The sequence below is a fragment of the Pseudomonas sp. UC 17F4 genome (genome assembly GCF_900101695.1).
Taxonomy (GTDB): Bacteria; Pseudomonadota; Gammaproteobacteria; order Pseudomonadales; family Pseudomonadaceae; genus Aquipseudomonas.
In genome coordinates, this window is the sequence record NZ_FNKV01000001.1 from 5,001 (window position 1) to 25,887 (window position 20,887).

Below are 20,887 nucleotides of genomic sequence, written 5' to 3' on the forward strand. Positions count from 1 at the left end.
ACGCTTCATGGCTGGCACGTTGCGGCCAGCGCTGGGTAATGGCTTTGCGGCGGGTGTAGAAACGCACGCCATCCGGGCCATAGGCATGCAGGTCGCCGAACAGCGAACGCTTCCAGCCGCCGAAGCTGTGGTAAGCCACCGGCACCGGCAGCGGGACGTTGACGCCGACCATGCCCACTTCGATCTCGTCGCAGAACAGGCGCGCCGCTTCACCGTCACGGGTAAAGATGCAGGTGCCGTTGCCGTATTCGTGTTCGTTGATCAGGCGCATGGCCTCTTCCAGGCTGTCGACGCGTACCACGCAGAGTACCGGCCCGAAGATCTCTTCTTTATAGATGCTCATCTCGGTCGTCACGCGGTCGAACAGGGTGCCGCCGACAAAGTAGCCGTCTTCATTACCGGCAACCCGGTAGCCACGGCCGTCGACCACCAGCTGCGCACCAGCAGCCACACCTTGGTCGATGTAGCCAACCACCTTGTCACGGGCTGCGGCGGTAACCAGCGGGCCCATGTCCAGGCCGCAGGAGGTACCGGCACCAATCTTCAACGCCTTGATCTGTGGTTCGAGTTTGGCGATCAGCGCATCGGCCACCTGGTCGCCAACGCAAACGGCCACCGAGATCGCCATGCAGCGCTCGCCGCAAGAACCGTAGGCTGCGCCCATCAGCGCGCTGACCGCGTTGTCCAGGTCGGCATCAGGCATCAGCACCGCGTGGTTCTTCGCCCCGCCCAGGGCCTGAACGCGCTTGCCGCGCTTGGTGCCTTCGGCATAGATGTACTCGGCGATCGGCGTCGAGCCAACGAAGCTCAGGGCCTTGACCTCTGGCGCCTCGATCAGCGCATCCACCGCTTCCTTGTCACCGTGCACAACGTTGAGCACGCCTTTAGGCAGGCCGGCTTCATGCAGCAGTTGGGCAATCAGCAGGGTCGAGCTCGGATCACGTTCCGATGGCTTGAGGATGAAGCAGTTACCGCAGGCGATTGCCAGTGGGTACATCCACAGCGGCACCATGGCCGGGAAGTTGAACGGGGTAATACCGGCCACTACGCCCAGCGGCTGGAAGTCGGACCAGGCATCGATGTTCGGGCCAACGTTGCGGCTGTACTCGCCCTTGAGCACTTCCGGCGCGGCGCAGGCAAACTCGACGTTCTCGATACCGCGCTTGAGTTCACCGGCGGCGTCTTCCACGGTTTTGCCGTGCTCTTCGCTGATCAGCTGGGAGATACGCGCTTCATTCTGCTCCAGCAGTTGCTTGAAGCGGAACATTACCTGGGCGCGTTTGGCCGGCGGCGTGTTGCGCCAAGCCGGGAAGGCGGCCTTGGCCGAGTCGATGGCCTGCTGCACGGTTTGCTTGCTGGCCAGGGCAACCTTGTGGATAGTCTGGCCAGTGGACGGGTTGAAGACATCGGCGGTGCGCGTGTCGGCAGCAACCAGTTCGCCGTTGATCAGGTGTTGAACAGTGCTCATGCAGAACTCCAGAAAGAGGGTATGCCTGGGCGCGAGATCACTCGCGCCCGCTGCTTATATATAGAGGGACAATCAATCGACCTGGTTGATGGCCTCGCCGACCGCATCGAACAGGCGGTCCAGTTCCTGCGGCTGGCTGTTGAAGGTTGGGCCGAACTGCAGGGTGTCGCCGCCGAAGCGTACATAGAAGCCGGCTTTCCACAGCTTCATGGCGATCTCGTATGGACGCACGATGGCGTCACCGTCGCGGGCGGCAATCTGGATGGCGCCGGCCAGGCCGTAGTTACGGATGTCGATGATGTTCTTCGCGCCCTTGACCCCGTGCAGCACCTTCTCGAAGTGCGGCGACAGTTCGGCGGCCGATTGCACCAGGTTTTCTTTCTCCAGCAGGTCCAGCGCGGCGAGACCGGCGGCGCAGGCGACCGGGTGCGCCGAGTAGGTGTAGCCGTGGGGGAATTCCACCGCGTATTCCGGGGTCGGCTGGTTCATGAAGGTCTGGTAGATCTCGCTGCTGGCGATCACCGCGCCCATCGGGATGGCGCCGTTGGTGACTTGCTTGGCGATGCACATCAGATCCGGGGTGACGCCGAAGGCATCGGCACCGAACATCGAGCCCATGCGGCCAAAGCCGGTGATGACTTCGTCGAAGATCAGCAGGATGTTGTGCTGGTCGCAGATTTCCCGCAGACGCTTCAGGTAGCCCTTCGGCGGTGGCAGTACACCTGCGGAACCGGCCAGCGGCTCGACAATCAGCGCGGCGATGTTCGAAGCATCGTGCAGCTCAATCAGCTTGAGCATTTCATCGGCCAGGGCGATACCGCCCTCCTCCGGCATGCCTTTGGTGAAGGCATTGCCCGGCAGCAGGGTGTGCGGAATGTGATCGACGTCGAGCAACTGGCCGAACAGCTTGCGGTTGCCGTTGACGCCACCCAGGCTGGTACCGGCGATATTCACCCCGTGATAGCCACGGGCACGGCCGATCAGCTTGGTCTTGGTGGCCTGGCCTTTCAGGCGCCAGTAGGCACGGACCATCTTCACCGCGGTGTCGGCGCACTCGGAACCGGAGTTGGTATAGAAGACGTGATTGAGGTTGCCCGGGGTCAGGTCGGTGATTTTCTCGGCCAGCTGGAACGACAGCGGGTGGCCGAACTGGAAAGCCGGCGAGTAATCGAGCACGCCCAATTGGCGCGATACTGCTTCCTGGATCTGCTTACGGGTGTGACCGGCGCCGCAAGTCCACAAGCCGGACAGGGCGTCATAAATCTTGCGGCCCTTGTCGTCGGTCAGGTAGCTGCCTTCGGCGGCGACGATCAGCCGTGGATCGCGCTGAAAATTGCGGTTGGCGGTGTAGGGCATCCAGTGGGCGTCCAGCTTGAGCTGGCTGGCCAGACCGACAGGAGCGTTTTCAGGCAGATTCATCGGACAAGTCCTCGCAAGGCAATTGGGCAGCGACAAGTGTTGTTGTGCCTAAATTGGCATGGGCTTAAGGTTTGGAAAATCTGGCTTTTCTAATCTTCAGATCACCACCGGCTAAACATTAATTCACAACATCCAGCCGCAACGATGTTACAAAGTGTTTCCATGCACCCCGGCAAGGCGCATGATGCGGGCGGCCCCTTCAGGAGACTTGGCGCAGGACGCGCAAGCACACTCACCATGAAAACCATCCTGTGTTTACTGATCTGCGCCCTGGTTGGCGCCGCCGTACAGTTTGCCGGTGTGCCTCACGGGCTGTTGCTGGGCGCCATCGTCGCCAGCGCCATGTTGGTCAGCCGGCTGCGCTTTACCCCCGACCTGCGCTTTGGTCTGGAATACGTGCAACTGGTCATGGGTATCGCCACCGGCTTGATGTTCGAAGCCTGGGACAGCGACACGGTGGCCAGCATCCTGCCGAGCCTGGGTTTTCTGCTGCTGTGCCTGAGTGCGCAGATTGCCATCGCCGGCCTGTGGCTGTTCAGGGGGTGCGGCTGGAACCTCAAGGATTCACTGCTGGCGGTGTACCCCGGCGCCCTGGCTGCGGTGTTCGACTTGCTCGAGTCGGAACGGGCTTCGAGCAAGGTGATCGTTGTGCACCTGATGCGCCTGGTGTCGATTACCCTGCTGGTCAGCCTGAGCATTCGCGCCGGTAGCGATGTCCCTGCAAGCGCGAGCACCGCGCTTAATCCAGGCCTGTTGCTGACCCTGGCGTCGCTGCTTGCCCTGTGCATCCTGCTCGGGCGCCTGCTGCTCAAGCTTGGTGTTCCTGCGCCCTTCATGCTCACGGCGATCATCGCCACGGCGGCCTATGTAAAGATGGGCTTGCTCCAGGCGTTTCATCTGCCCGGCTGGAGCGTCGATTTTGCCGCGCTGATCCTCGGTGTGCTGATCGGCGCCAGGTTCAGGGAAATCAGCCTCAAGGAGCTGGTCCGTCACGGCGGCGCCGGGCTGATGTCGGTGGGCCTGATGCTGCTGGTCGCTGCCGTCTTTGCCGGGGTGGCCGCCAAGGTGCTAGGCAGTGATCCATTCACTTTGTGGCTGGCCTACATGCCCGGGGCCATCGAAACCATTGCCATCGTCGCCTTCAGCGGTGGGCTGAACGTGGTGCTGGTGCTGTCGCACCACCTGGTGCGCATGCTGCTGTTGCACTTTGCCCCGGCCCTGCTCGTCCAGGCGCGCCGCTGGCGCGAGAATGTCTGATCAGCGTATGTTGTCTGCCTTTCATGTTCCTCAACGCAAAGGCATCGCGTGAAACGTCCACAACCCCTGGCCCAGGTCAGCGATTTCGATATCCGCCTGCTGAAGATCTACCGCAGCGTGGTGGAGTGCGGCGGCTTTTCGGCCGCTGAGAACGTCCTGGGCATCGGCCGCTCGGCCATCAGCCAGCAGATGAGCGACCTTGAGCAGCGCCTGGGCCTGCGCCTGTGCCAGCGCGGGCGCGCCGGTTTTTCGCTGACCGAGGAGGGCCGCGAGGTGTATCAATCGGCGTTGCAATTGCTCAGCGCCCTGGAAAGCTTTCGCACCGAGGTCAACGGCCTGCACCAGCATTTGCGTGGCGAGCTGAACATCGGCCTGACCGACAACCTGGTGACCCTGCCGCACATGCGCATCACCCACGCCCTGGCCCAGCTCAAGGACCGCGGCCCGGACGTGCGGATCCAGATCCGCATGATCGCCCCCAGCCAGGTCGAGCAAGGCGTGCTCGATGGCAGCCTGCACGTTGGCGTGGTGCCGCAGACCAGCCCGCTGTCGGGCCTTGAGTACCAGCCGCTGTACAGCGAACGTTCGCTGCTGTACTGCGCGGTCGGTCATCCGTTGTTTTACGCCGACGACCGGCAACTGGACGATGAGCGCCTCAACAGCCAGGACGCCATCGCCCCGACCTTCCGCCTGCCCGCCGATGTCCAGGCCCATTACCAGGCGCTCAACTGCACCGCCAGTGCCTCGGACCGCGAAGGCATGGCCTTCCTGATTCTGACCGGGCGCTACATCGGCTACCTGCCCGACCACTACGCGACCTTCTGGGTACAACAAGGCCGGCTGCGGGCACTCAAGCCCGCCGAGCGCTTTTATGACCTGAGCCTGTGCTGGGTAACGCGCAAGGGCCGGCGCCCGCACCTGGTCCTGGAAAGCTTCCTCGAAAGCCTGGCGGCTACTCGCTGAGGGCTAATGCTGGTAGGTTAGCCAGTCATAAGAGATACCCATTGCCTTGTCTGGAATCGTTCATGACCTTTGAAGTCCCTGCGCATCGCCTCCAAGCCTCGGGCAAGCCCGCCGGCCGCATTCGCCAGAAGAACGAGCAGGCCATCATCCAGGCCGCCGAGGACGAATTCGCCCGCCACGGTTTCAAGGGCACCAGCATGAACACCATCGCCCTCAAGGCCGGGCTGCCCAAGGCCAACCTGCATTACTACTTCACCAACAAGCTCGGCCTGTATGTGGCGGTGCTGAGCAACATCATCGAGTTGTGGGACAGCACCTTCAACGCCCTGACCGTCGACGACGACCCGGCCCTGGCCTTGAGCAGCTACATTCGCACCAAGATGGAATTCTCCCGGCGCAACCCGCAAGCCTCGCGGATCTTCGCCATGGAGATCATCAGCGGCGGTCAGTGCCTGAGCGACTATTTCAGCGAAGACTACCGTGCCTGGTTCAAGGGCCGTGCCGCAGTGTTCCAGGCCTGGATCGACGCCGGCAAGATGGACCCGGTCGACCCGGTGCACCTGATCTTCCTGCTCTGGGGCAGCACCCAGCACTATGCCGACTTCGCCACCCAGATCTGCCAGGTCACCGGCCGCAGCCGCCTGACCAAGCAGGACATGGAAGATGCCAGCAACAATCTTATCCAAATCATTCTTAAAGGCTGTGGCCTGACACCTCGCGACTGAATCTGCCTTATGCCTTTTACCCTGCTCGACACCTGCGAGTTTCGCGAAGAGATTCGCAAGAGCCGTTTCATCACCCTGGCTGCGCCAATCAGCAGCCCGGCCGAAGCCATGAGCTTCATCGAACGCCACAGCGACCTCGCCGCCACCCACAATTGCTGGGCCTGGAAACTGGGCGGGCAATACCGCAGCAGCGACGACGGCGAACCCGGCGGCACCGCCGGGCGGCCAATCCTGGCGGCCATCGAGGCGCAGGACTGCGACCAGGTGGTAGTCTTGGTGATCCGCTGGTACGGCGGCATTCAACTGGGCACCGGCGGCCTGGCCCGCGCTTACGGCGGCGGCGCCAACAAGTGCCTGCAGCAGGCAGAAAAGCGCTTGCTGGTCAGCCGCAGCGAACTGACCTGCAGTTGCAGCTTCAGCGAATTGGCACTGCTCAAATTGCGCGTGGCCGAGGCTGATGGCCTGGTGCTGGACGAACAGTTCACCGCCAATGGCGTCGACCTGCGTCTGGCCCTGGGCGAGGAACAGATCGAGGCGCTGCAACGCCAGCTGGCCGACCTCAGCCGTGGCCGCATCCTGCTGGAACGGGCCTGAACATTTGCCCACATTCACTGTGGGCCCGGCTGTGGATAAGCTCTGGGCATTCGCCTGCGAGCCTTTAACCACGGGGCCTGCAGAAGAACGATCATATTTTGATCAAGATTTCATGACAGCGCTTGAACTGGCGAAAAATCAGTAAGTTATCCCCAGTTATTGCGCATGCAAGCCACCACTACACGGCTTGTACCCAGCCTGCATGCTTGCACACAAATACTGTGGAGCAAGCTGTGGATAAGCCGTGCACCCCTGCGCCAACGGCTTGCCGGGCCACGGCTTGGCTAGACTGGTTATTCTTTGATCAACGTTTGATAACCCTCGAAAGGAGTTCTCCATGTCCACGAATAAAATCGCCCTGATCATCGGCGCCTCGCGCGGCCTGGGCCTTGGCCTGGTGCAACGCCTGGTGGAAGACGGCTGGAACGTGATCGCTACCGTGCGCGACCCGGCCAAGGCCGATATCCTCAGCGCCCTGCCCGGCGTGCAGGTCGAAACCCTGGAAATGAACAGTGGCAGCCAACTGGATGCCCTCCAGCAACGTTTGCAGGGGCAGGTGTTTGACCTGCTGTTCGTCAATGCCGGGGTCATGGGCCCGGGTGACCAGAACCCTGAGCGCGCGCAACCGGCCGATGTCGGCGAGCTGTTCCTGACCAATGCCGTATCGCCCATTCGCGTGGCCCAGCGCCTGGCCCCGCAACTGCGCGAAGACGGCGTGCTGGCGTTCATGAGTTCGATCCTTGGCAGCGTCGCCATTCCCGACGGCAGCGAGATGTGCCTGTACAAGGCCAGCAAGGCGGCCTTGAACTCGATGATCAACAGCTTCGTTACTCTGCAACAGCCACAGCAAACCGTCCTGGCCATGCACCCGGGCTGGGTGAAAACCGACATGGGTGGGGAAAACGCCGAGATCGACGTGCTCACCAGCACCCGCGGCATGCTTGAGCAGATCAAGGCCAATGCCGGCAAAGGCGGCCTGCAATTCATCAACTACAAAGGCGAAAACCTGATCTGGTGAAACCTTGCGCGGTGGGTGTAGACTCGACACCTCGCCCACCGCGGCGGACCTGGATCAGCAGACAGGGCAACACTGAGCTGGCTAACCTGAACCCACTTTCAGAGGAGCCGGCACCATGCCTGCGACCCGTATCTGGTTGAAAAACCCCCTGGCCATCTTCACCGCCAACACCCTCGACGCCCGTGGCGGCCTGGTCATCGAAGACGGCCGTATCAACGAAGTTCTCGGCCTAGGGCAAGCCCCGGCCCGCCCCTGTGGACAAGTCTTCGACGCCCGCGAACACGTGGTGCTGCCGGGGCTTATCAACACCCACCACCACTTCTACCAGACCCTGACCCGCGCCTGGGCGCCGGTGGTCAATCAGCCTTTGTTCCCCTGGCTGAAAACCCTCTACCCGGTCTGGGCCCGGCTGACCCCGGCCAAGCTTGAACTGGCGACCCGCGTGGCCCTGGCCGAGCTGTTACTGTCGGGCTGCACCACTGCCGCCGACCACCATTACCTGTTCCCCGATGGCCTGGAAAACGCCATCGACGTGCAGGTCGAAGCGGTGCGCAAACTGGGCATGCGCGCCATGCTCACCCGTGGCTCCATGAGCCTGGGCGAAGCCGACGGCGGCCTGCCGCCGCAACAGACAGTGCAACAGGGCGAAGTGATCCTGGCCGACAGCCAGCGACTTATCCACAGCTACCACGAGCGTGGCGACGGTGCGCAGATCCAGATCGCCCTGGCCCCCTGCTCGCCGTTCTCGGTCACCCCTGAGATCATGCGCGCCAGCGCTGACCTCGCCGCAGAGCTGGACGTGCGCCTGCACACCCACCTGGCTGAAACCCTCGACGAAGAAGACTTCTGCCTGCAGCGTTTCGGCCTGCGCACGGTCGATTACCTCGACAGCGTCGGCTGGCTCGGGCCGCGCACCTGGCTGGCCCATGGCATCCATTTCAATCCGGACGAGATCGCCCGCCTGGGCGCCGCCGGCACCGGCATCTGCCATTGCCCGAGTTCAAACATGCGCCTGGCTTCGGGCATCTGCCCGACCCTGGAACTGACCGGCGCCGGCGCGCCAGTGGGCTTGGGCGTGGACGGTTCGGCCTCCAACGACGCATCGAACATGATCCTCGAAGCGCGCCAGGCCCTGTACCTGCAACGGCTTCGCTATGGCGCCGAGGCGATCACCCCGGAGCTGGTGCTGGGCTGGGCCACCCGCGGCTCGGCGCAGTTGCTCGGGCGTACCGACATCGGCGAACTGGCGGTGGGCAAACAGGCTGACCTGGCCTTGTTCAAACTCGATGAACTGCGCTTCTCCGGTAGCCACGATCCACTCTCGGCGCTGCTGCTATGCGGCGCCGACCGCGCTGACCGGGTCATGGTCGGCGGCCAGTGGCGGGTGACCGATGGCCAGATCGAAGGCCTCGACGTGCAGAAACTGATCGCCGATCACCGTCAGGCCGCCGCCCAGTTGATCGCTGGCTGAAGGCTCAAAGGCCGAGCAATGCCAGCATGATGAAGGTGGCGAACAGCACGAAGTGGGTCATGCCCTCGATCGCGTTGGTTTCGCCATCGTTCAGGTTGATCGCGCTGACAATCAGGGTGATGAAGATCATCACCGTTTGCACCGGTGTCATGGCCATCTGGAACGGCTGGCCAGTGTAGAGCGCCATCGCCTCCATCAGCGGAACGGTCAATATCACCGTGGACAGCGACGCGCCCAGGGCGATATTGACCACCGACTGCATGCGGTTGGCCAATGCTGCGCGCAAGGCAGTGAGAATCTCCGGGGCGGCAGAAATGGCCGCCACCACAATTGCCATCAGCACCGGCGGCGCGCCGCTGCCTTCCAGGCCGTAGTCCAGGGTGTGCGACATGACTTCGGCAAGCAGGCCGATGATCACCACGCCGCTGACCAGAATCGCGATCGAGCGGACTTTATTCACCGGCGCCGGTGTACCGCCCTGCGGGTCGCGGCGCTTTTTCTGTGGATAGCTGTAACTGAAGAAGTAACTGTGCGGCCCGACCTGCATGCGCAGGAACAAGGCATAGAGCACCACCATCGCGGCGATGGTGAACCCCGAATAGAGCTTCCAGTCGGCCCGCGGAATGAACTCCGGCACTACCATCGACACGCCCATGGCAGTCATGATCATCACGCTGTAGGTGCGCGCCGAATCATCGTTGTACGACTGCTCGCCATGCTTGAGCCCGCCCATCAGCGCGGCCAGGCCGAGGATGCCATTGATGTCGAGCATCACCGCCGAATAGATGGTGTCCCGCACCAGGGTCGGCGACGCCTGGTTGCTCATCATGATCGCCAGGATCAGCACCTCGACCATCACCGCCGACAGGGTCAGGATCATGGTGCCGTAAGGGTCGCCGACTTTTTCCGCAAGCAGCTCGGCGTGCTGGGCCACGCGCATCGAGGCACAGATGATCGCCGCCACCAGCACCGCGCCGGCAAACAGCGCCAGGCCATGGCCATGTCCGAGCAGCTGGCCCTGCAGCGGCCAGGCCAGCGCGGCCAGCAGCACTGCGAGCAGCAGCGGCTTTTCCTGATTAAGAAGTGCAAGCATCGGCGGCCCTGCGCAGGTGGGTACTGGCTAGTGACTGTAGTCACTGTAGAAGGTTTCCCCGGCCAACCGCCTGGTCAGCTTTCTCCGCGCGGGCAGCGCAAGCTCTGTAGAATGGCGGCAACCGCACCTGATGAGATTTCACCACTATGTACGACTGGCTTAACGCTCTGCCCAAGGCAGAATTGCACCTGCACCTGGAAGGATCGCTGGAGCCCGAGTTGCTGTTCGCCCTGGCCGAGCGCAACAAGATCGCCCTGCCCTGGAATGATGTCGAAGCCCTGCGCGACGCCTACGCGTTCAACAACCTGCAAGAATTTCTCGACCTCTACTATCAGGGTGCCGACGTATTGCGCACCGAGCAGGACTTCTACGACCTGACCTGGGCCTATCTGCAGCGCTGCAAGGCGCAGAACGTGATTCACACCGAGCCGTTCTTCGACCCGCAGACCCACACCGATCGCGGTATCCCTTTCGAAGTGGTGCTCAACGGCATCAGCGGCGCACTCAAGGATGGCCAGCAACAACTGGGCATCAGCAGCGGCCTGATCCTCAGCTTCCTGCGCCACCTCAGTGAAGAAGAAGCGCACAAGACCCTCGACCAGGCCCTGCCGTTTCGCGATGCCTTCATCGCCGTCGGCCTCGACAGCTCGGAAATGGGCCATCCGCCGAGCAAGTTCCAGCGCGTGTTCGACCGTGCCCGCAGTGAAGGCTTCCTGACCGTTGCCCACGCCGGTGAAGAAGGCCCGCCCGAGTACATCTGGGAAGCGATCGACCTGCTCAAGATCCAGCGGATCGACCACGGCGTGCGCGCCATCGAGGACGAGCGGCTGATGCAGCGGATCATCGACGAGCAAATCCCGCTGACCGTCTGCCCACTGTCCAACACCAAGTTGTGCGTGTTCGACCATATGAGCCAGCACAACATCCTCGACATGCTCGAGCGTGGCGTGAAGGTCACGGTCAATTCCGATGACCCGGCGTACTTCGGTGGCTACGTCACCGAGAACTTCCAGGCCCTGCATGAACACCTGGGCATGACCCAGGAACAGGCACGGCGCCTGGCGCAGAACAGCCTGGATGCGCGGTTGGTCAAACCCTGACGGGCCGAAGGTGGGAACGGATTCGCCACGAAGGGTCGCACAGCGGCCCCACAGACCGGACTGCGATGCAGTCCTTCGCGTCGATCCGACGTACCGGTGAATCTGCTCCCACTCCGCCCCCCGGAAGTTGTGCCAACCCCGAGTGTCACGGCATCTGCCTTCGGGCGCATTGTCAGCAGCGACCTCGCCAGACACCGTACCTCCTGGGTTCAGCCAGCAGTCTTCAACACGGCAACCTGGGCCATACGGTTGATGTGAGCCAGACCTGCGGCACTGATCTGCAGCATGCGCGAGGTTTCACTCTCGCGGATCCAGCCAGACTGCAAGAACAGCTTGAGCAGGCTACTGCCCAGCGCGCCGCCCAGATGCGGGCGATGATCACTCCACTCACTGCAACAGCGGCAACTGCTGAAGCTTCGACGTTGATGCTGGGCCAGCGCCTCGATGAAAATGCCGTAGGTGGCGAACTGGCTACGTCCATACTGGGTGACTTCGATGTGCTGCTCGCTGCCCTCCAGCCAGCCAGCATCGAACAGGCGCTGATAAAGGTCCGCCGCCAGCTCGCCCCCCAGGTGATCACCGCACAGCCTCGCCCGGCGCATGGACAACGGGATGCCGCCCACCTCTTGTTCGCGGCTGTCTTCGGGGGTTTTGACCTGAACACTGGCCAGCGCTTCGACAGCCGCGCCGACCTCCGGCGCGGCCAGCCTGAAATAACGTTTGCGCCCCCGCGGCTCCAGCTTCAACAAGCCACTGGCCGACAACCTGGCCAGGTGGGCACAGGCCGAAGAAGGCGTCAGCCCGGCCATGCTGGCAAGCTCATCGGAAGGACGGGCCATACCATCGATCAAGGCCCATAGCATTGCACTGCGTTTCGGGTCGGCCAACAAGCTGGCGATCTGGCTGATACTTGTTACTGGCTTCATATCTCAAACTCCCTGCGAGATCATGTCTGATATCGATTGATTAACCATGTCGGCAGCATTTACTGCGAGGTGTCCGATGCCAGAAAAGCAGGAAGTGGAAGTTATCAGAACGTCGTGTGAGAGGCGTCAGTTGCCGCCCTGGACATGGAAGTATCTCTCGCTGGAAATGACTGCTGGATCCATTATAAGCCGCGTTGCGCGAACTTAATCCGGCGGATCTCCATGGTATGGGCAACCTTGGCAGGGGCCGTCTTCAAAGGCTCTGCAGAGACGTTTGCACATCTGCAGCCCAAGCCCCACGTTACATATCTTGCCCGCAACTGCCGGATTATTCTTGACGTTATATCGCCAGATAAAACCTACAATAAATTTTACTGTAACTCACAAATGCTACCTGCTAACCACGTAGGAATGTGGGAAATTCAAATTACTTTAGCCTGTAATACCAGGCAATTTCTCAAACAATGCCTGACAACGAGCTCGAAGCATATTTCGCAACAACTGCACCGGCTTGCCCAGTTGCGCCCGGTGCGTGCACATCAGGTTCAACGGCGCGGCTTCACCATGCACGTGAGGCAACAGTAACCTCAAGCGCCCGGCCTGCACGTCATAGGCCACATCCAGCCAGGACTTGTAAGCGATGCCGACACCCGCCAGCGCCCAGCGCCGAACCACATCGGCATCGTCACAAAAGCGATCGCCGCTGACGCTCACGCCCACCTCATTGGCGCCCTCGCCAAAGCGCCAATGGTCATGCACGCGGTTGCCAAGCTGGTACAGCAGGCAATTGTGCTGGGCCAGATGCGCGACTTCCATCGGCGCGCCGTACCGGGCCAGGTAGGCGGGTGAGGCACACAGCACCCGACGGTTGTCCGCGCACACTGGCAAGGCCACCAGGCTTGAGTCTTCCGGGGCGCCATAGCGCAGGGCGATATCGGCCGGCTGGCGAAACAGGTCGGCATTGCGGTCGCCCAGCAACAGGCGCAGGTTCAGTTGCGGATGTTCGTGCTGCAGTTCATCCAGCCACGGCAACAGTACGTTGCGACCAAAATCGGACGGTGCCGACAACAGCAAGGTACCGCTGACTTGATCCTGCCCATGGGCCAGGATTCGCCGGCCCTCCTCCAGGCTCGCCAGGGCGGAACGGGCATGCTGCAAAAATCCCTCGCCCTCGGCGGTCAACCGCAGGTTGCGGGTCGAACGCGCCAGCAGGCGCACGCCCAATTGCTGCTCCAGACGCTTGAGCGAGGCGCTGGCCACCGCCGGTGACAAGTCGAGCAGGCGCGCCGCCGCCGACAGGCTGCCCAGTTCGGCGGCACGAACGAACAACTGCAGATCATCGATACGCACCCAACACACCCGCCATTATCAAAATAATATTGAAAGTATCTGTAGTTTTAGCGGCTTTTAACCGCAAGTGAAAGCACCAATCATGGCCCGCATTGACCACCCCACCGAGGAATCTCCATGAAAGCCATTGCCTACTATCACTCCCTGCCCATCAGCGATGCAGCAGCCCTGCAGGACATCGAACTGCCAGCCCCGGAGCCTGGCCCACGCGACTTGCTGGTGGAGGTGCAGGCGATCTCGGTGAACCCGGTGGATACCAAGGTGCGCCAGAACGTGCAGCCAGAGGCTGGCGCCGCCAAGGTGCTGGGCTGGGACGTGGCCGGGGTGGTCAAGGCGGTGGGCAGCGAGGTCAGCCTGTTCCAGCCGGGTGACAAGGTCTACTACGCAGGCTCCATCGCCCGTGCCGGCGGCAACAGCGAGCTGCACGTGGTGGATGAGCGCATCGTCGGCCACATGCCGAAAACCCTCGGCTTTGCCGAAGCGGCGGCGCTGCCGTTGACCGCCATCACGGCCTGGGAGCTGCTGTTCGAACGCCTGCAAATCGCTGAAGGCCAGCAGGACCTGGGCCAGAGCCTGTTGATCGTCGGTGCCGCCGGCGGGGTCGGCTCGATCCTCACGCAACTGGCCAGCAAACTCACCGGCCTCAGCGTGATTGGCAGCGCCTCGCGCCCGCAAACCCAGGACTGGGTCCGTGAGCTAGGTGCCGATAACGTCGTCGATCACAGCCAGCCGCTGGCCGCCGCACTCAAGGCCCAGGGCATCGAGCAGGTCACCCACGTGGCCAGCCTGACCCAGACCGACCAGCACCTTGATCAACTGGTCGAAGCCCTGGCACCGCAAGGCAAACTGGCGCTGATCGATGATCCCAAACAGCTGGACGTGACCAAACTCAAGCGCAAGAGCCTGTCGCTGCACTGGGAGTTCATGTACACCCGCTCGCTGTTCGAAACCGCCGACATGCTCGAACAGCACAAGCTGCTCAACCGGGTGGCCGAACTGATCGACAGCGGCACGCTGAAAACCACCCTCGGCGAACACTTCGGTACCATCAATGCCGCCAACCTGCGCCGCGCCCATGCCCTGCTGGAAAGCGGTGCGGCCAAGGGCAAGATCGTCCTCGAAGGCTTCTGAAAAGGCGCGCCCACCTCGTTTACGGGGTGGGCGCGACCGTCAGTCCGACAACTGATCCAGGTCATTCCGCTGCCCGTGGCCGGCGCTACAATGCATCAGCCAACGCCAACCTCAGGTATGCAGATATGAATATCCAGGTCAGTGCATCAGCAAAAAAGCCCGGCTGCCCCTGGCAGGTCCAGCTCGACCAGCACGTGGTCAGCTTTCGCAGCGAGGCCGAGGCCCGCGCCTTCGTCAACACCCTGCAAACCCGTCTCCAGGCACCCCACCCGCTCAAACGGAGCGGCTGAGGTTCAGCCTGCGGGTGAGCATTGCCACGCTCACCACCGCCAGGCCACACAGGCTGATGACGATGGCCATCGGCACCGCCGAGCCGTCGTGCAGCACCCCCACCAGCGCCGCCGCCGCGGCCGCCACACTGAACTGCAGGCAACCGAGCAGGGCTGAAGCGCTGCCGGCACGGGCGCCCTGCCCGCTCATGGCGCAGGCCGAGGCATTGGGGATGATGCAGCCGAGGCTGGCGATACAAATGAACAACGGAATCAGCAATGGCCACAGCGCTGCCGGGTGCAGGGCGCTGATGCCCAGCAAGGTCAGGCCCGCCGCCAGGTAAACCCACACCGCCCGGGCCAGCAAGAAGGCCGGGCCACGCTTGGCCAGCAGCCGTGCGTTGACCTGCGCCACCAGAATGAACCCCGCTGCGTTACTGCCGAACAGCCAGCCATAGTGCTCGGCCGGCACCCCATAGAGCTTGATGAAGACGAACGGCGAGCCGGCGATGTAGGCAAACATGCCAGCGATGGCGATGCCGCCGGTCAAGGCGTGGCCGAGGAAGATACGGTCCTTGAACAGCCGGCCGTACTGGCGCAGCGAACCGGACAACGGCGGGCGTGGCTGGTTGGCCGGCAGGCTTTCCGGCAGGCCCAGGGCCACGGCCAGGGTGCACAGTGCACTGAACAGGGTCAGGGCAATGAAGATCGACTGCCAGCCGTACAGGTTGACCATCAGGCCACCGAGCATGGGCGCCAGGATCGGCGCCAGGCCCATGACCAACATCAGCTGCGAGAAGACCTTGGCCGATCCCACCGCATCGCACTTGTCGCTGACGATTGCCCGCGACAGCACCATCCCGGCGCAACCGCCGAGGGCCTGAACGAAACGCGCCAGAATCAATGCATCAAGGCTCGGGGCGAAAGCGCAGGCCAGCGACGCCAGGGTGAACAGGGTCACCCCGACCAGCAGCGGAATGCGCCGGCCAAAGCGGTCGGCCACCGGCCCATAAGCCAGTTGGCCCAGCGACAGGCCAAGGAAGTATGCCGCGAGGGTGGTCTGGATGTGCTTCTCGTCGGTGCCAAAGGCCAGTGCCATGGCCGGGAAACCGGGCAGGTAGAAGTCGATCGCCAGGGGCCCGAACGCACTCAAGGCGCCGAGAATCAGGATGGTTCGCAGGTTCATCGGAAATCCGTAGCAGGCTAAGCAAGTCCGCTAGTCTAACCGCCCTGCCGGGGTTTCGCTGACAGAGTTACGCCTGCGCGATGAATCTTTTATCCATCGCGCGGGCGTCGGCGGTCAGGCTGGCTCGGCGCCGTAGCCCTCGGCACGAATTGCCTTGAGAATATTGTCTGCCGGTAAATCGCTCTGCACTTTAACCTGCTTGCGCGCCAGATCGATCTCGACCACAGCCTCATCATCATGCTCGCGAACGGCACGCGTGATAGCTTTGGCGCAATGGCCGCAGGTCATTCCTTGAACAGTGAATACTTGCATTGCAACAGCCTCCTGTGGGGTTTGAGCGCAGTTTCAAGCTTGCCATCGGGGCAAGGTCAAGTGCGAGGATTGCCTGCCGGGCTGGAAATCAGCGCGCCGCTCCGCCAAGCTGCAAGCCTGAGAATCGATTTGCAGGAGTTTGAATTCATGCGCAGGGCAGCTTTGGGCCTTTTCGGCCTGCTGGGAGTAATGGGCCTGGTGCCCGCGGCCAGTGCCGAGGGCAACGCCGACTACAGCATTCTGACCATTTCCCGCGAGCGCCTGGAAGTGGCGACCTCGTGCGAGATCGGCGTGTACCTTAATGACCAGCTTTCGGCGCGGCTGTTCCAGGAACAGTCGACCTCGTTCAACCTGCCGCCGGGCAAGGTCGCGGTGCGCCTGCGCCTGCTGCCGGCACAGATGCCGGGCTGCCAGAACGGCCTGGAGAACCAGCGCAACCAGAAGCTCACGCTTAAGGCCGGCGAGATCAATAAATACCGCATCGCCGTGGACCAGAATGGCCTCAAGCTGATCAGGGCCGGCCTGGGCTATTGACCTTCCCCGCATGGCAAGGTTGATGCTTGAGGCCTGTCCAAGGAGGAGTGCCCCATGTCCGCATCTACCACGTTCGACCTGCCGATTGCCGGCATGACCTGCGCCAGCTGTGCTGGCCGGGTCGAGCGCGCCCTGCGCAAGGTCGTCGGTGCCGAACAGGTCAGTGTCAACCTGGCCACCGAGCAGGCCCGCATCCAGGCCCCGGCCGACAGCCTGCCGGCGCTGGTCGAAGCCGTCGAACAAGCCGGCTACAGCGTGCCCGCGCAAACCCTCGAGCTGCAGATCGGCGGCATGACCTGCGCCTCCTGCGCCGGGCGCGTCGAGCGCGCCCTGGCCAAGGTCGCGGGCGTGCAGCAAGTCACCGTCAACCTGGCCAACGAACGCGCCCACCTGCAGCTGCTGGGCCAGGTCGACAGCAACGTGCTGATCGATGCCGTCAGCCAGGCCGGCTACAGCGCCAGCCTGCCGCAGAGCGCCAAGGTCAACCAGGCCGACGCCGAACGCCGCCTGCGCAAGGAGCGCTGGTCGGTGGCCCTGGCGGTGCTGCTGGCCCTGCCGCTGGTGCTGCCAATGGTCCTGCAACCCTTCGGCATCCACTGGATGCTGCCGGCCTGGGCGCAGTTCGTGCTGGCCACCCCGGTGCAGTTCATCCTCGGTGCGCGTTTTTATGTCGCGGCCTGGAAAGCCGTGCGCGCCGGGGCCGGCAATATGGACCTGCTGGTGGCCATCGGCACCAGCGCCGGTTACGGCCTGAGTCTCTACGAATGGGCCACAGCCAGCGCCGGGGTCATGCCGCACCTGTACTTTGAAGCATCGGCGGTGGTGATTGCCCTGATTCTGCTGGGCAAGTACCTGGAAAGCCGCGCCAAGCGCCAGACCGCCAGTGCCATCCGCGCCCTGGAGGCCCTGCGCCCGGAGCGCGCGCTGTTGCTGGTCGACGGCCAGGAACGCGATGTCGCCATCAGCGAGCTGCGCCTGCATGACCTGGTGCTGGTCAAGCCCGGCGAGCGCTTTCCGGTCGATGGTGAAGTCGTCGAGGGCCAGAGCCACGCCGACGAAGCACTGATCAGCGGCGAAAGCCTGCCGGTACCGAAGCAACCGGGCGACAAGGTCACCGGTGGCGCGATCAACGGCGAAGGCCGCCTGCTGGTCCGCACCCTGGCGCTGGGCACGGAAACCGTGCTGGCACGCATCATTCGCCTGGTCGAAGACGCCCAGGCGGCCAAAGCACCGATCCAGAAACTGGTCGACCGGGTCAGCCAGGTGTTCGTCCCCGCCGTGCTGGTGCTGGCGCTGATTACCCTGGTGGGCTGGTGGCTGAGCGGCGCGCCGATTGAAACCGCGCTGATCAACGCCGTCGCCGTGCTGGTAATTGCCTGCCCGTGCGCCTTGGGCCTGGCCACACCGACGGCAATCATGGCCGGCACCGGCGTCGCGGCCCGCCACGGCATCCTGATCAAGGACGCCGAAGCTCTGGAACGCGCCCATGCAGTGAATCGCGTGGTGTTCGACAAGACCGGCACCCTGACTTCCGGCAGCCCGCGCATCGTCCACAGCCGTGCGCTGGTCGGTGACCAGGCACAGCTGCTGCAACTGGCCGGCGCCCTGCAGCGCGGCAGCGAGCACCCGCTGGCCAAGGCGGTGCTCGATGCCTGTGAAGAGCAAGGCCTGCGGGTCGCTGATATCAGCAACAGCCAGTCGCTGACCGGCCGGGGTATCGCCGGTAGCCTCGACGGTCGCGAGCTGGCCCTGGGCAACCGCCGCCTGCTGGATGAAAGCGGCTTGCAGCCTGGTGAGCTGGCCGTCGATGCCCAAGCCTGGGAAGCCGAAGGCCGGACCCTGTCGTGGCTGCTCGAACGCAGCCCGCAGCCGCGCGTGCTGGGCCTGTTCGCCTTCGGTGACAGCCTCAAGCCCGGCGCCGGTCAAGCGGTTCGCCAATTGGCCAGGCAAGGCATCAGCAGCCACCTGCTGACCGGCGACAACCGCGGCAGTGCCAAGGTGGTCGGCGAAGCCTTAGGCATCACTGACGTGTATGCCGAGGTCCTGCCTGCCGACAAGGCCGCCACGGTTGCCACGCTCAAGCAGTCCGGGGTGGTGGCCATGGTCGGCGACGGTATCAACGATGCTCCGGCCCTGGCCGCTGCGGACATCGGCATCGCCATGGGCGGCGGCACCGACGTGGCCATGCAGGCGGCAGGCATCACCCTGATGCGCGGTGACCCGCGCCTGGTACCGGCGGCCCTGGAGATCAGCCGCAAGACCTACGCCAAGATCCGCCAGAACCTGTTCTGGGCGTTCATCTACAACCTGATCGGCATTCCCCTGGCCGCCTTCGGCATGCTCAACCCGGTGCTCGCCGGCGCCGCCATGGCGCTGTCGAGCGTCAGCGTGGTGAGTAACGCGCTATTGCTGAAAACCTGGAAGCCGACCACCCCGCCTGAGGACGATGCCCAATGAATATCGGCCAAGCCGCCCGCCGCTCGGGCCTGAGCGCGAAGATGATCCGCTACTACGAGTCGATCGGCCTGCTCAAGCCGGCCCTGCGCAGCGACAGCGGCTATCGCCTGTACCAGCAGGAAGACCTGCACCAACTGGCATTCATCAAGCGCTCGCGGGACCTGGGGTTTTCATTAGAAGAAGTCGCCCGCCTGCTGACCCTGTGGCAGGACCGCCAGCGCGCCAGCGCCGACGTCAAGGCCCTGGCCAGCCAGCACATCGACGACCTCAACCGGCGCATCGAGGAACTGGTGAGCTTGCGTGACACCTTGAGCGAACTGGTTGCCCACTGCCAGGGCGACGACCGCCCGGACTGCCCGATCCTCAAGGACCTGGCAGCCGGCGGCAGTTGCTGTCACTGACGCGTTTACTGGAGCCAGGGCGGCGCCGGTTCTTCGTCCTTGACCGTACCCCGCTCGGCGTCGGCCTTGGCCGCACGCCGGCGGGCTTCATCGATGCGCGCCGCGTCGATCTCGCGCATGACACCGTCAACGTCGGCACTGTGCTCGTCATCGGCGAACACCCCGGTCAACGGGCTTTCCGGCAACAGCTTGCCGGCCTGGTACAGGGCCCACATTTCACGGGCATAGCGCGTCTGCTTGAGCTCCGGGGCAAAACGGCCGAAGTAGGCGGCCATGTTGCCGACATCGCGCTCGAGCATGCTGAACGCGTGGTTGTTGCCAGCAGCGTCGACCGCTTGCGGCAGGTCGATGATCACCGGGCCGTCTGGCCCGAGCAGCACGTTGAACTCCGAAAGGTCACCATGGACCAGGCCGGTGCAAAGCATCAGCACGATCTGGCGAATCACGAAGGCGTGGTATTCGCGGGCCTGTTCAGGCTCCAGGTGTACGTCGTTCAGGCGTGGCGCGGCGTCGCCATGTTCATCGGCGACCAGCTCCATGAGCAGCACGCCATCAAGAAAATCATACGGCTTGGGTACCCGCACACCGGCATTGGCCAGGCGGAACAGCGCCGCCACTTCGGCGTTCTGCCAGGCGTCTTCTGCCTCTTTGCGGCCGAACTTGGAGCCCTTGGCCATGGCCCGGGCCTGGCGGCTGTTGCGTACCTTGCGGCCTTCCTGGTACTCGGCGGCCTGGCGGAAACTGCGCTTGTTGGCTTCTTTGTAGACCTTGGCGCACCGTAGCTCCCGACCGCAGCGGACCACATACACCGCAGCCTCCTTGCCACTCATCAGCGGTCGTAGTACTTCGTCGACCAGTCCATCTTCAACCAGCGGTTCAATGCGTTTTGGAGTCTTCATCGGTTTCTGTCGGGGGTCCTGTCTGGCCAAACACGGGATTGTTATAGGTCACAGGTTCTGCAACCTGCTTGTCGCTGAAGCAAGACCGCACTGCGTTGTAACGGCAATCAGCCTGACTTGCCATTCTTTTTCTGCCCGAAGGCGACCAAACGGTCACAAAATTCGGCAATTACCAATAAACACGGGGGATTTCCCCCAAGTAACACTTTATTTCCAGAGCACACGGCCGATGTAGTCTGCAGCAGCCTCGTACGTTTACAAGAAAAATTCTGGAGCGCGGATGAACATAAAACAAAAACTGACCTGGGCCTTCG

Annotated in this window: 20 protein-coding genes (1 of these 20 running past the window's edge); 12 read left to right on the forward strand and 8 right to left on the reverse strand. The window is 63.1% G+C overall.

Translation table 11 applies throughout. The annotated features are described in order from the left end of the window. Both BLR26_RS00030 and BLR26_RS00035 read right to left on the reverse strand, forming a co-directional pair. Window positions 1-1,468 carry the 5' portion of a CoA-acylating methylmalonate-semialdehyde dehydrogenase gene (locus BLR26_RS00030; RefSeq protein WP_093376381.1) on the reverse strand. Its footprint begins 26 nt before the window's first position, so the window shows 1,468 of its 1,494 coding nt (coding positions 1-1,468); its start codon is at window positions 1,466-1,468; its stop codon lies off the left edge, out of view. A gap of 72 nt (window positions 1,469-1,540) precedes the next feature. Then, the gene (locus BLR26_RS00035) at window positions 1,541-2,887 is read right to left on the reverse strand and encodes an omega-aminotransferase AptA (RefSeq protein ID WP_093376384.1); all 1,347 of its coding nucleotides are present in this window, start codon (window positions 2,885-2,887) and stop codon (window positions 1,541-1,543) included. A 237-nt stretch (window positions 2,888-3,124) separates the two neighbouring features. Here BLR26_RS00035 and BLR26_RS00040 point away from each other — a divergent pair, with 237 nt between their 5' ends. The 6 genes from BLR26_RS00040 to BLR26_RS00065 all read left to right on the forward strand — a co-directional run bounded on the left by BLR26_RS00040 (window position 3,125) and on the right by BLR26_RS00065 (window position 8,915). Continuing rightward, window positions 3,125-4,144 (forward strand): AbrB family transcriptional regulator, encoded by a 1,020-nt coding sequence (locus BLR26_RS00040; protein WP_093376388.1) that lies wholly within the window; start codon window positions 3,125-3,127, stop codon window positions 4,142-4,144. Window positions 4,145-4,192: 48 nt separating this feature from the next. After that, window positions 4,193-5,107, forward strand: a complete 915-nt coding sequence (locus tag BLR26_RS00045) for a LysR family transcriptional regulator (protein WP_093376392.1) — start codon at window positions 4,193-4,195, stop codon at window positions 5,105-5,107. Between the two features lie 62 nt (window positions 5,108-5,169). Next, window positions 5,170-5,832, forward strand: coding sequence for a TetR/AcrR family transcriptional regulator (locus tag BLR26_RS00050; RefSeq protein WP_093376396.1), 663 nt, complete (start codon window positions 5,170-5,172; stop codon window positions 5,830-5,832). A gap of 9 nt (window positions 5,833-5,841) precedes the next feature. Further along, window positions 5,842-6,426 carry an IMPACT family protein gene (locus BLR26_RS00055; protein WP_093376399.1) on the forward strand — a complete coding sequence of 195 codons (585 nt, stop codon included), beginning with the start codon at window positions 5,842-5,844 and terminating at the stop codon, window positions 6,424-6,426. A gap of 337 nt (window positions 6,427-6,763) precedes the next feature. Further along, window positions 6,764-7,444 carry an SDR family oxidoreductase gene (locus BLR26_RS00060; protein WP_093376403.1) on the forward strand — a complete coding sequence of 227 codons (681 nt, stop codon included), beginning with the start codon at window positions 6,764-6,766 and terminating at the stop codon, window positions 7,442-7,444. Between the two features lie 115 nt (window positions 7,445-7,559). Then, entirely contained in the window at window positions 7,560-8,915 is a 1,356-nt protein-coding gene (locus tag BLR26_RS00065) for an 8-oxoguanine deaminase (protein ID WP_093376407.1), read from the forward strand. Between the two features lie 4 nt (window positions 8,916-8,919). On the opposite strand, the gene BLR26_RS00070 is transcribed toward BLR26_RS00065, so the two are convergent. Next, window positions 8,920-10,008, reverse strand: coding sequence for a calcium:cation antiporter (locus BLR26_RS00070; RefSeq protein WP_093376411.1), 1,089 nt, complete (start codon window positions 10,006-10,008; stop codon window positions 8,920-8,922). A 146-nt stretch (window positions 10,009-10,154) separates the two neighbouring features. Here BLR26_RS00070 and BLR26_RS00075 point away from each other — a divergent pair, with 146 nt between their 5' ends. Continuing rightward, window positions 10,155-11,108, forward strand: a complete 954-nt coding sequence (locus BLR26_RS00075; protein WP_045197089.1) for an adenosine deaminase — start codon at window positions 10,155-10,157, stop codon at window positions 11,106-11,108. 209 nt (window positions 11,109-11,317) lie between these two features. On the opposite strand, the gene BLR26_RS00080 is transcribed toward BLR26_RS00075, so the two are convergent. Together BLR26_RS00080 and BLR26_RS00085 are read right to left on the reverse strand one after the other, a co-directional pair. Next, window positions 11,318-12,034, reverse strand: coding sequence for an ArsR/SmtB family transcription factor (locus BLR26_RS00080; protein ID WP_045197087.1), 717 nt, complete (start codon window positions 12,032-12,034; stop codon window positions 11,318-11,320). A gap of 432 nt (window positions 12,035-12,466) precedes the next feature. After that, window positions 12,467-13,384, reverse strand: a complete 918-nt coding sequence (locus tag BLR26_RS00085; RefSeq protein ID WP_045197085.1) for a LysR family transcriptional regulator — start codon at window positions 13,382-13,384, stop codon at window positions 12,467-12,469. Window positions 13,385-13,501: 117 nt separating this feature from the next. Here BLR26_RS00085 and BLR26_RS00090 point away from each other — a divergent pair, with 117 nt between their 5' ends. Beyond that, window positions 13,502-14,515, forward strand: coding sequence for a zinc-binding alcohol dehydrogenase family protein (locus BLR26_RS00090; RefSeq protein ID WP_093376414.1), 1,014 nt, complete (start codon window positions 13,502-13,504; stop codon window positions 14,513-14,515). A gap of 125 nt (window positions 14,516-14,640) precedes the next feature. Then, window positions 14,641-14,805, forward strand: a complete 165-nt coding sequence (locus BLR26_RS27260) for a hypothetical protein (RefSeq protein WP_176794194.1) — start codon at window positions 14,641-14,643, stop codon at window positions 14,803-14,805. Here the strand turns inward: BLR26_RS27260 and BLR26_RS00095 are convergent. Beyond that, window positions 14,789-15,970 (reverse strand): multidrug effflux MFS transporter, encoded by a 1,182-nt coding sequence (locus BLR26_RS00095; RefSeq protein WP_093376417.1) that lies wholly within the window; start codon window positions 15,968-15,970, stop codon window positions 14,789-14,791. The genes BLR26_RS27260 and BLR26_RS00095 overlap by 17 nt on opposite strands. 114 nt (window positions 15,971-16,084) lie before the next feature. Further along, on the reverse strand, window positions 16,085-16,282 hold the full coding sequence (locus tag BLR26_RS00100) for a heavy-metal-associated domain-containing protein (RefSeq protein WP_045197079.1): 198 nt from the start codon (window positions 16,280-16,282) through the stop codon (window positions 16,085-16,087). 147 nt (window positions 16,283-16,429) lie between these two features. Between BLR26_RS00100 and BLR26_RS00105 the strand changes: the two genes are divergently transcribed. The 3 genes from BLR26_RS00105 to cueR are packed head-to-tail and all read left to right on the forward strand — an operon-like array spanning window position 16,430 to window position 19,674. Next, the gene (locus BLR26_RS00105) at window positions 16,430-16,816 is read left to right on the forward strand and encodes a hypothetical protein (RefSeq protein WP_045197115.1); all 387 of its coding nucleotides are present in this window, start codon (window positions 16,430-16,432) and stop codon (window positions 16,814-16,816) included. Between the two features lie 54 nt (window positions 16,817-16,870). Continuing rightward, a complete protein-coding gene (locus BLR26_RS00110) occupies window positions 16,871-19,273 on the forward strand; it encodes a heavy metal translocating P-type ATPase (protein ID WP_093376421.1) in 2,403 nt (800 codons plus the stop codon). Further along, the gene (gene cueR, locus BLR26_RS00115) at window positions 19,270-19,674 is read left to right on the forward strand and encodes a Cu(I)-responsive transcriptional regulator (RefSeq protein ID WP_010221738.1); all 405 of its coding nucleotides are present in this window, start codon (window positions 19,270-19,272) and stop codon (window positions 19,672-19,674) included. The genes BLR26_RS00110 and cueR overlap by 4 nt, the downstream gene beginning before the upstream one ends. Window positions 19,675-19,679: 5 nt before the next feature. Here cueR and BLR26_RS00120 read toward each other — a convergent pair whose 3' ends face one another. After that, window positions 19,680-20,573 carry a PA4780 family RIO1-like protein kinase gene (locus BLR26_RS00120; RefSeq protein WP_045197075.1) on the reverse strand — a complete coding sequence of 298 codons (894 nt, stop codon included), beginning with the start codon at window positions 20,571-20,573 and terminating at the stop codon, window positions 19,680-19,682. Window positions 20,574-20,887: the final 314 nt, after the last annotated feature.

Excerpts from the sequence above, each read along its gene's own strand:
- BLR26_RS00095 (WP_093376417.1), bottom strand. The coding sequence starts at position 15,970 with ATGAACCTGCGAACCATCCTGATTCTCGGCGCCTTGAGTGCGTTCGGG.
- BLR26_RS00035 (WP_093376384.1), bottom strand. The coding sequence starts at position 2,887 with ATGAATCTGCCTGAAAACGCTCCTGTCGGTCTGGCCAGCCAGCTCAAG.
- BLR26_RS00100 (WP_045197079.1), bottom strand. The coding sequence starts at position 16,282 with ATGCAAGTATTCACTGTTCAAGGAATGACCTGCGGCCATTGCGCCAAA.
- BLR26_RS00070 (WP_093376411.1), bottom strand. The coding sequence starts at position 10,008 with ATGCTTGCACTTCTTAATCAGGAAAAGCCGCTGCTGCTCGCAGTGCTG.
- BLR26_RS00065 (WP_093376407.1), top strand. The coding sequence starts at position 7,560 with ATGCCTGCGACCCGTATCTGGTTGAAAAACCCCCTGGCCATCTTCACC.
- BLR26_RS00060 (WP_093376403.1), top strand. The coding sequence starts at position 6,764 with ATGTCCACGAATAAAATCGCCCTGATCATCGGCGCCTCGCGCGGCCTG.
- BLR26_RS00110 (WP_093376421.1), top strand. The coding sequence starts at position 16,871 with ATGTCCGCATCTACCACGTTCGACCTGCCGATTGCCGGCATGACCTGC.
- BLR26_RS00050 (WP_093376396.1), top strand. The coding sequence starts at position 5,170 with ATGACCTTTGAAGTCCCTGCGCATCGCCTCCAAGCCTCGGGCAAGCCC.
- BLR26_RS00090 (WP_093376414.1), top strand. The coding sequence starts at position 13,502 with ATGAAAGCCATTGCCTACTATCACTCCCTGCCCATCAGCGATGCAGCA.
- BLR26_RS00040 (WP_093376388.1), top strand. The coding sequence starts at position 3,125 with ATGAAAACCATCCTGTGTTTACTGATCTGCGCCCTGGTTGGCGCCGCC.
- BLR26_RS00120 (WP_045197075.1), bottom strand. The coding sequence starts at position 20,573 with ATGAAGACTCCAAAACGCATTGAACCGCTGGTTGAAGATGGACTGGTC.
- BLR26_RS00055 (WP_093376399.1), top strand. The coding sequence starts at position 5,842 with ATGCCTTTTACCCTGCTCGACACCTGCGAGTTTCGCGAAGAGATTCGC.
- cueR (WP_010221738.1), top strand. The coding sequence starts at position 19,270 with ATGAATATCGGCCAAGCCGCCCGCCGCTCGGGCCTGAGCGCGAAGATG.
- BLR26_RS00075 (WP_045197089.1), top strand. The coding sequence starts at position 10,155 with ATGTACGACTGGCTTAACGCTCTGCCCAAGGCAGAATTGCACCTGCAC.
- BLR26_RS00080 (WP_045197087.1), bottom strand. The coding sequence starts at position 12,034 with ATGAAGCCAGTAACAAGTATCAGCCAGATCGCCAGCTTGTTGGCCGAC.
- BLR26_RS00105 (WP_045197115.1), top strand. The coding sequence starts at position 16,430 with ATGCGCAGGGCAGCTTTGGGCCTTTTCGGCCTGCTGGGAGTAATGGGC.
- BLR26_RS27260 (WP_176794194.1), top strand. The coding sequence starts at position 14,641 with ATGAATATCCAGGTCAGTGCATCAGCAAAAAAGCCCGGCTGCCCCTGG.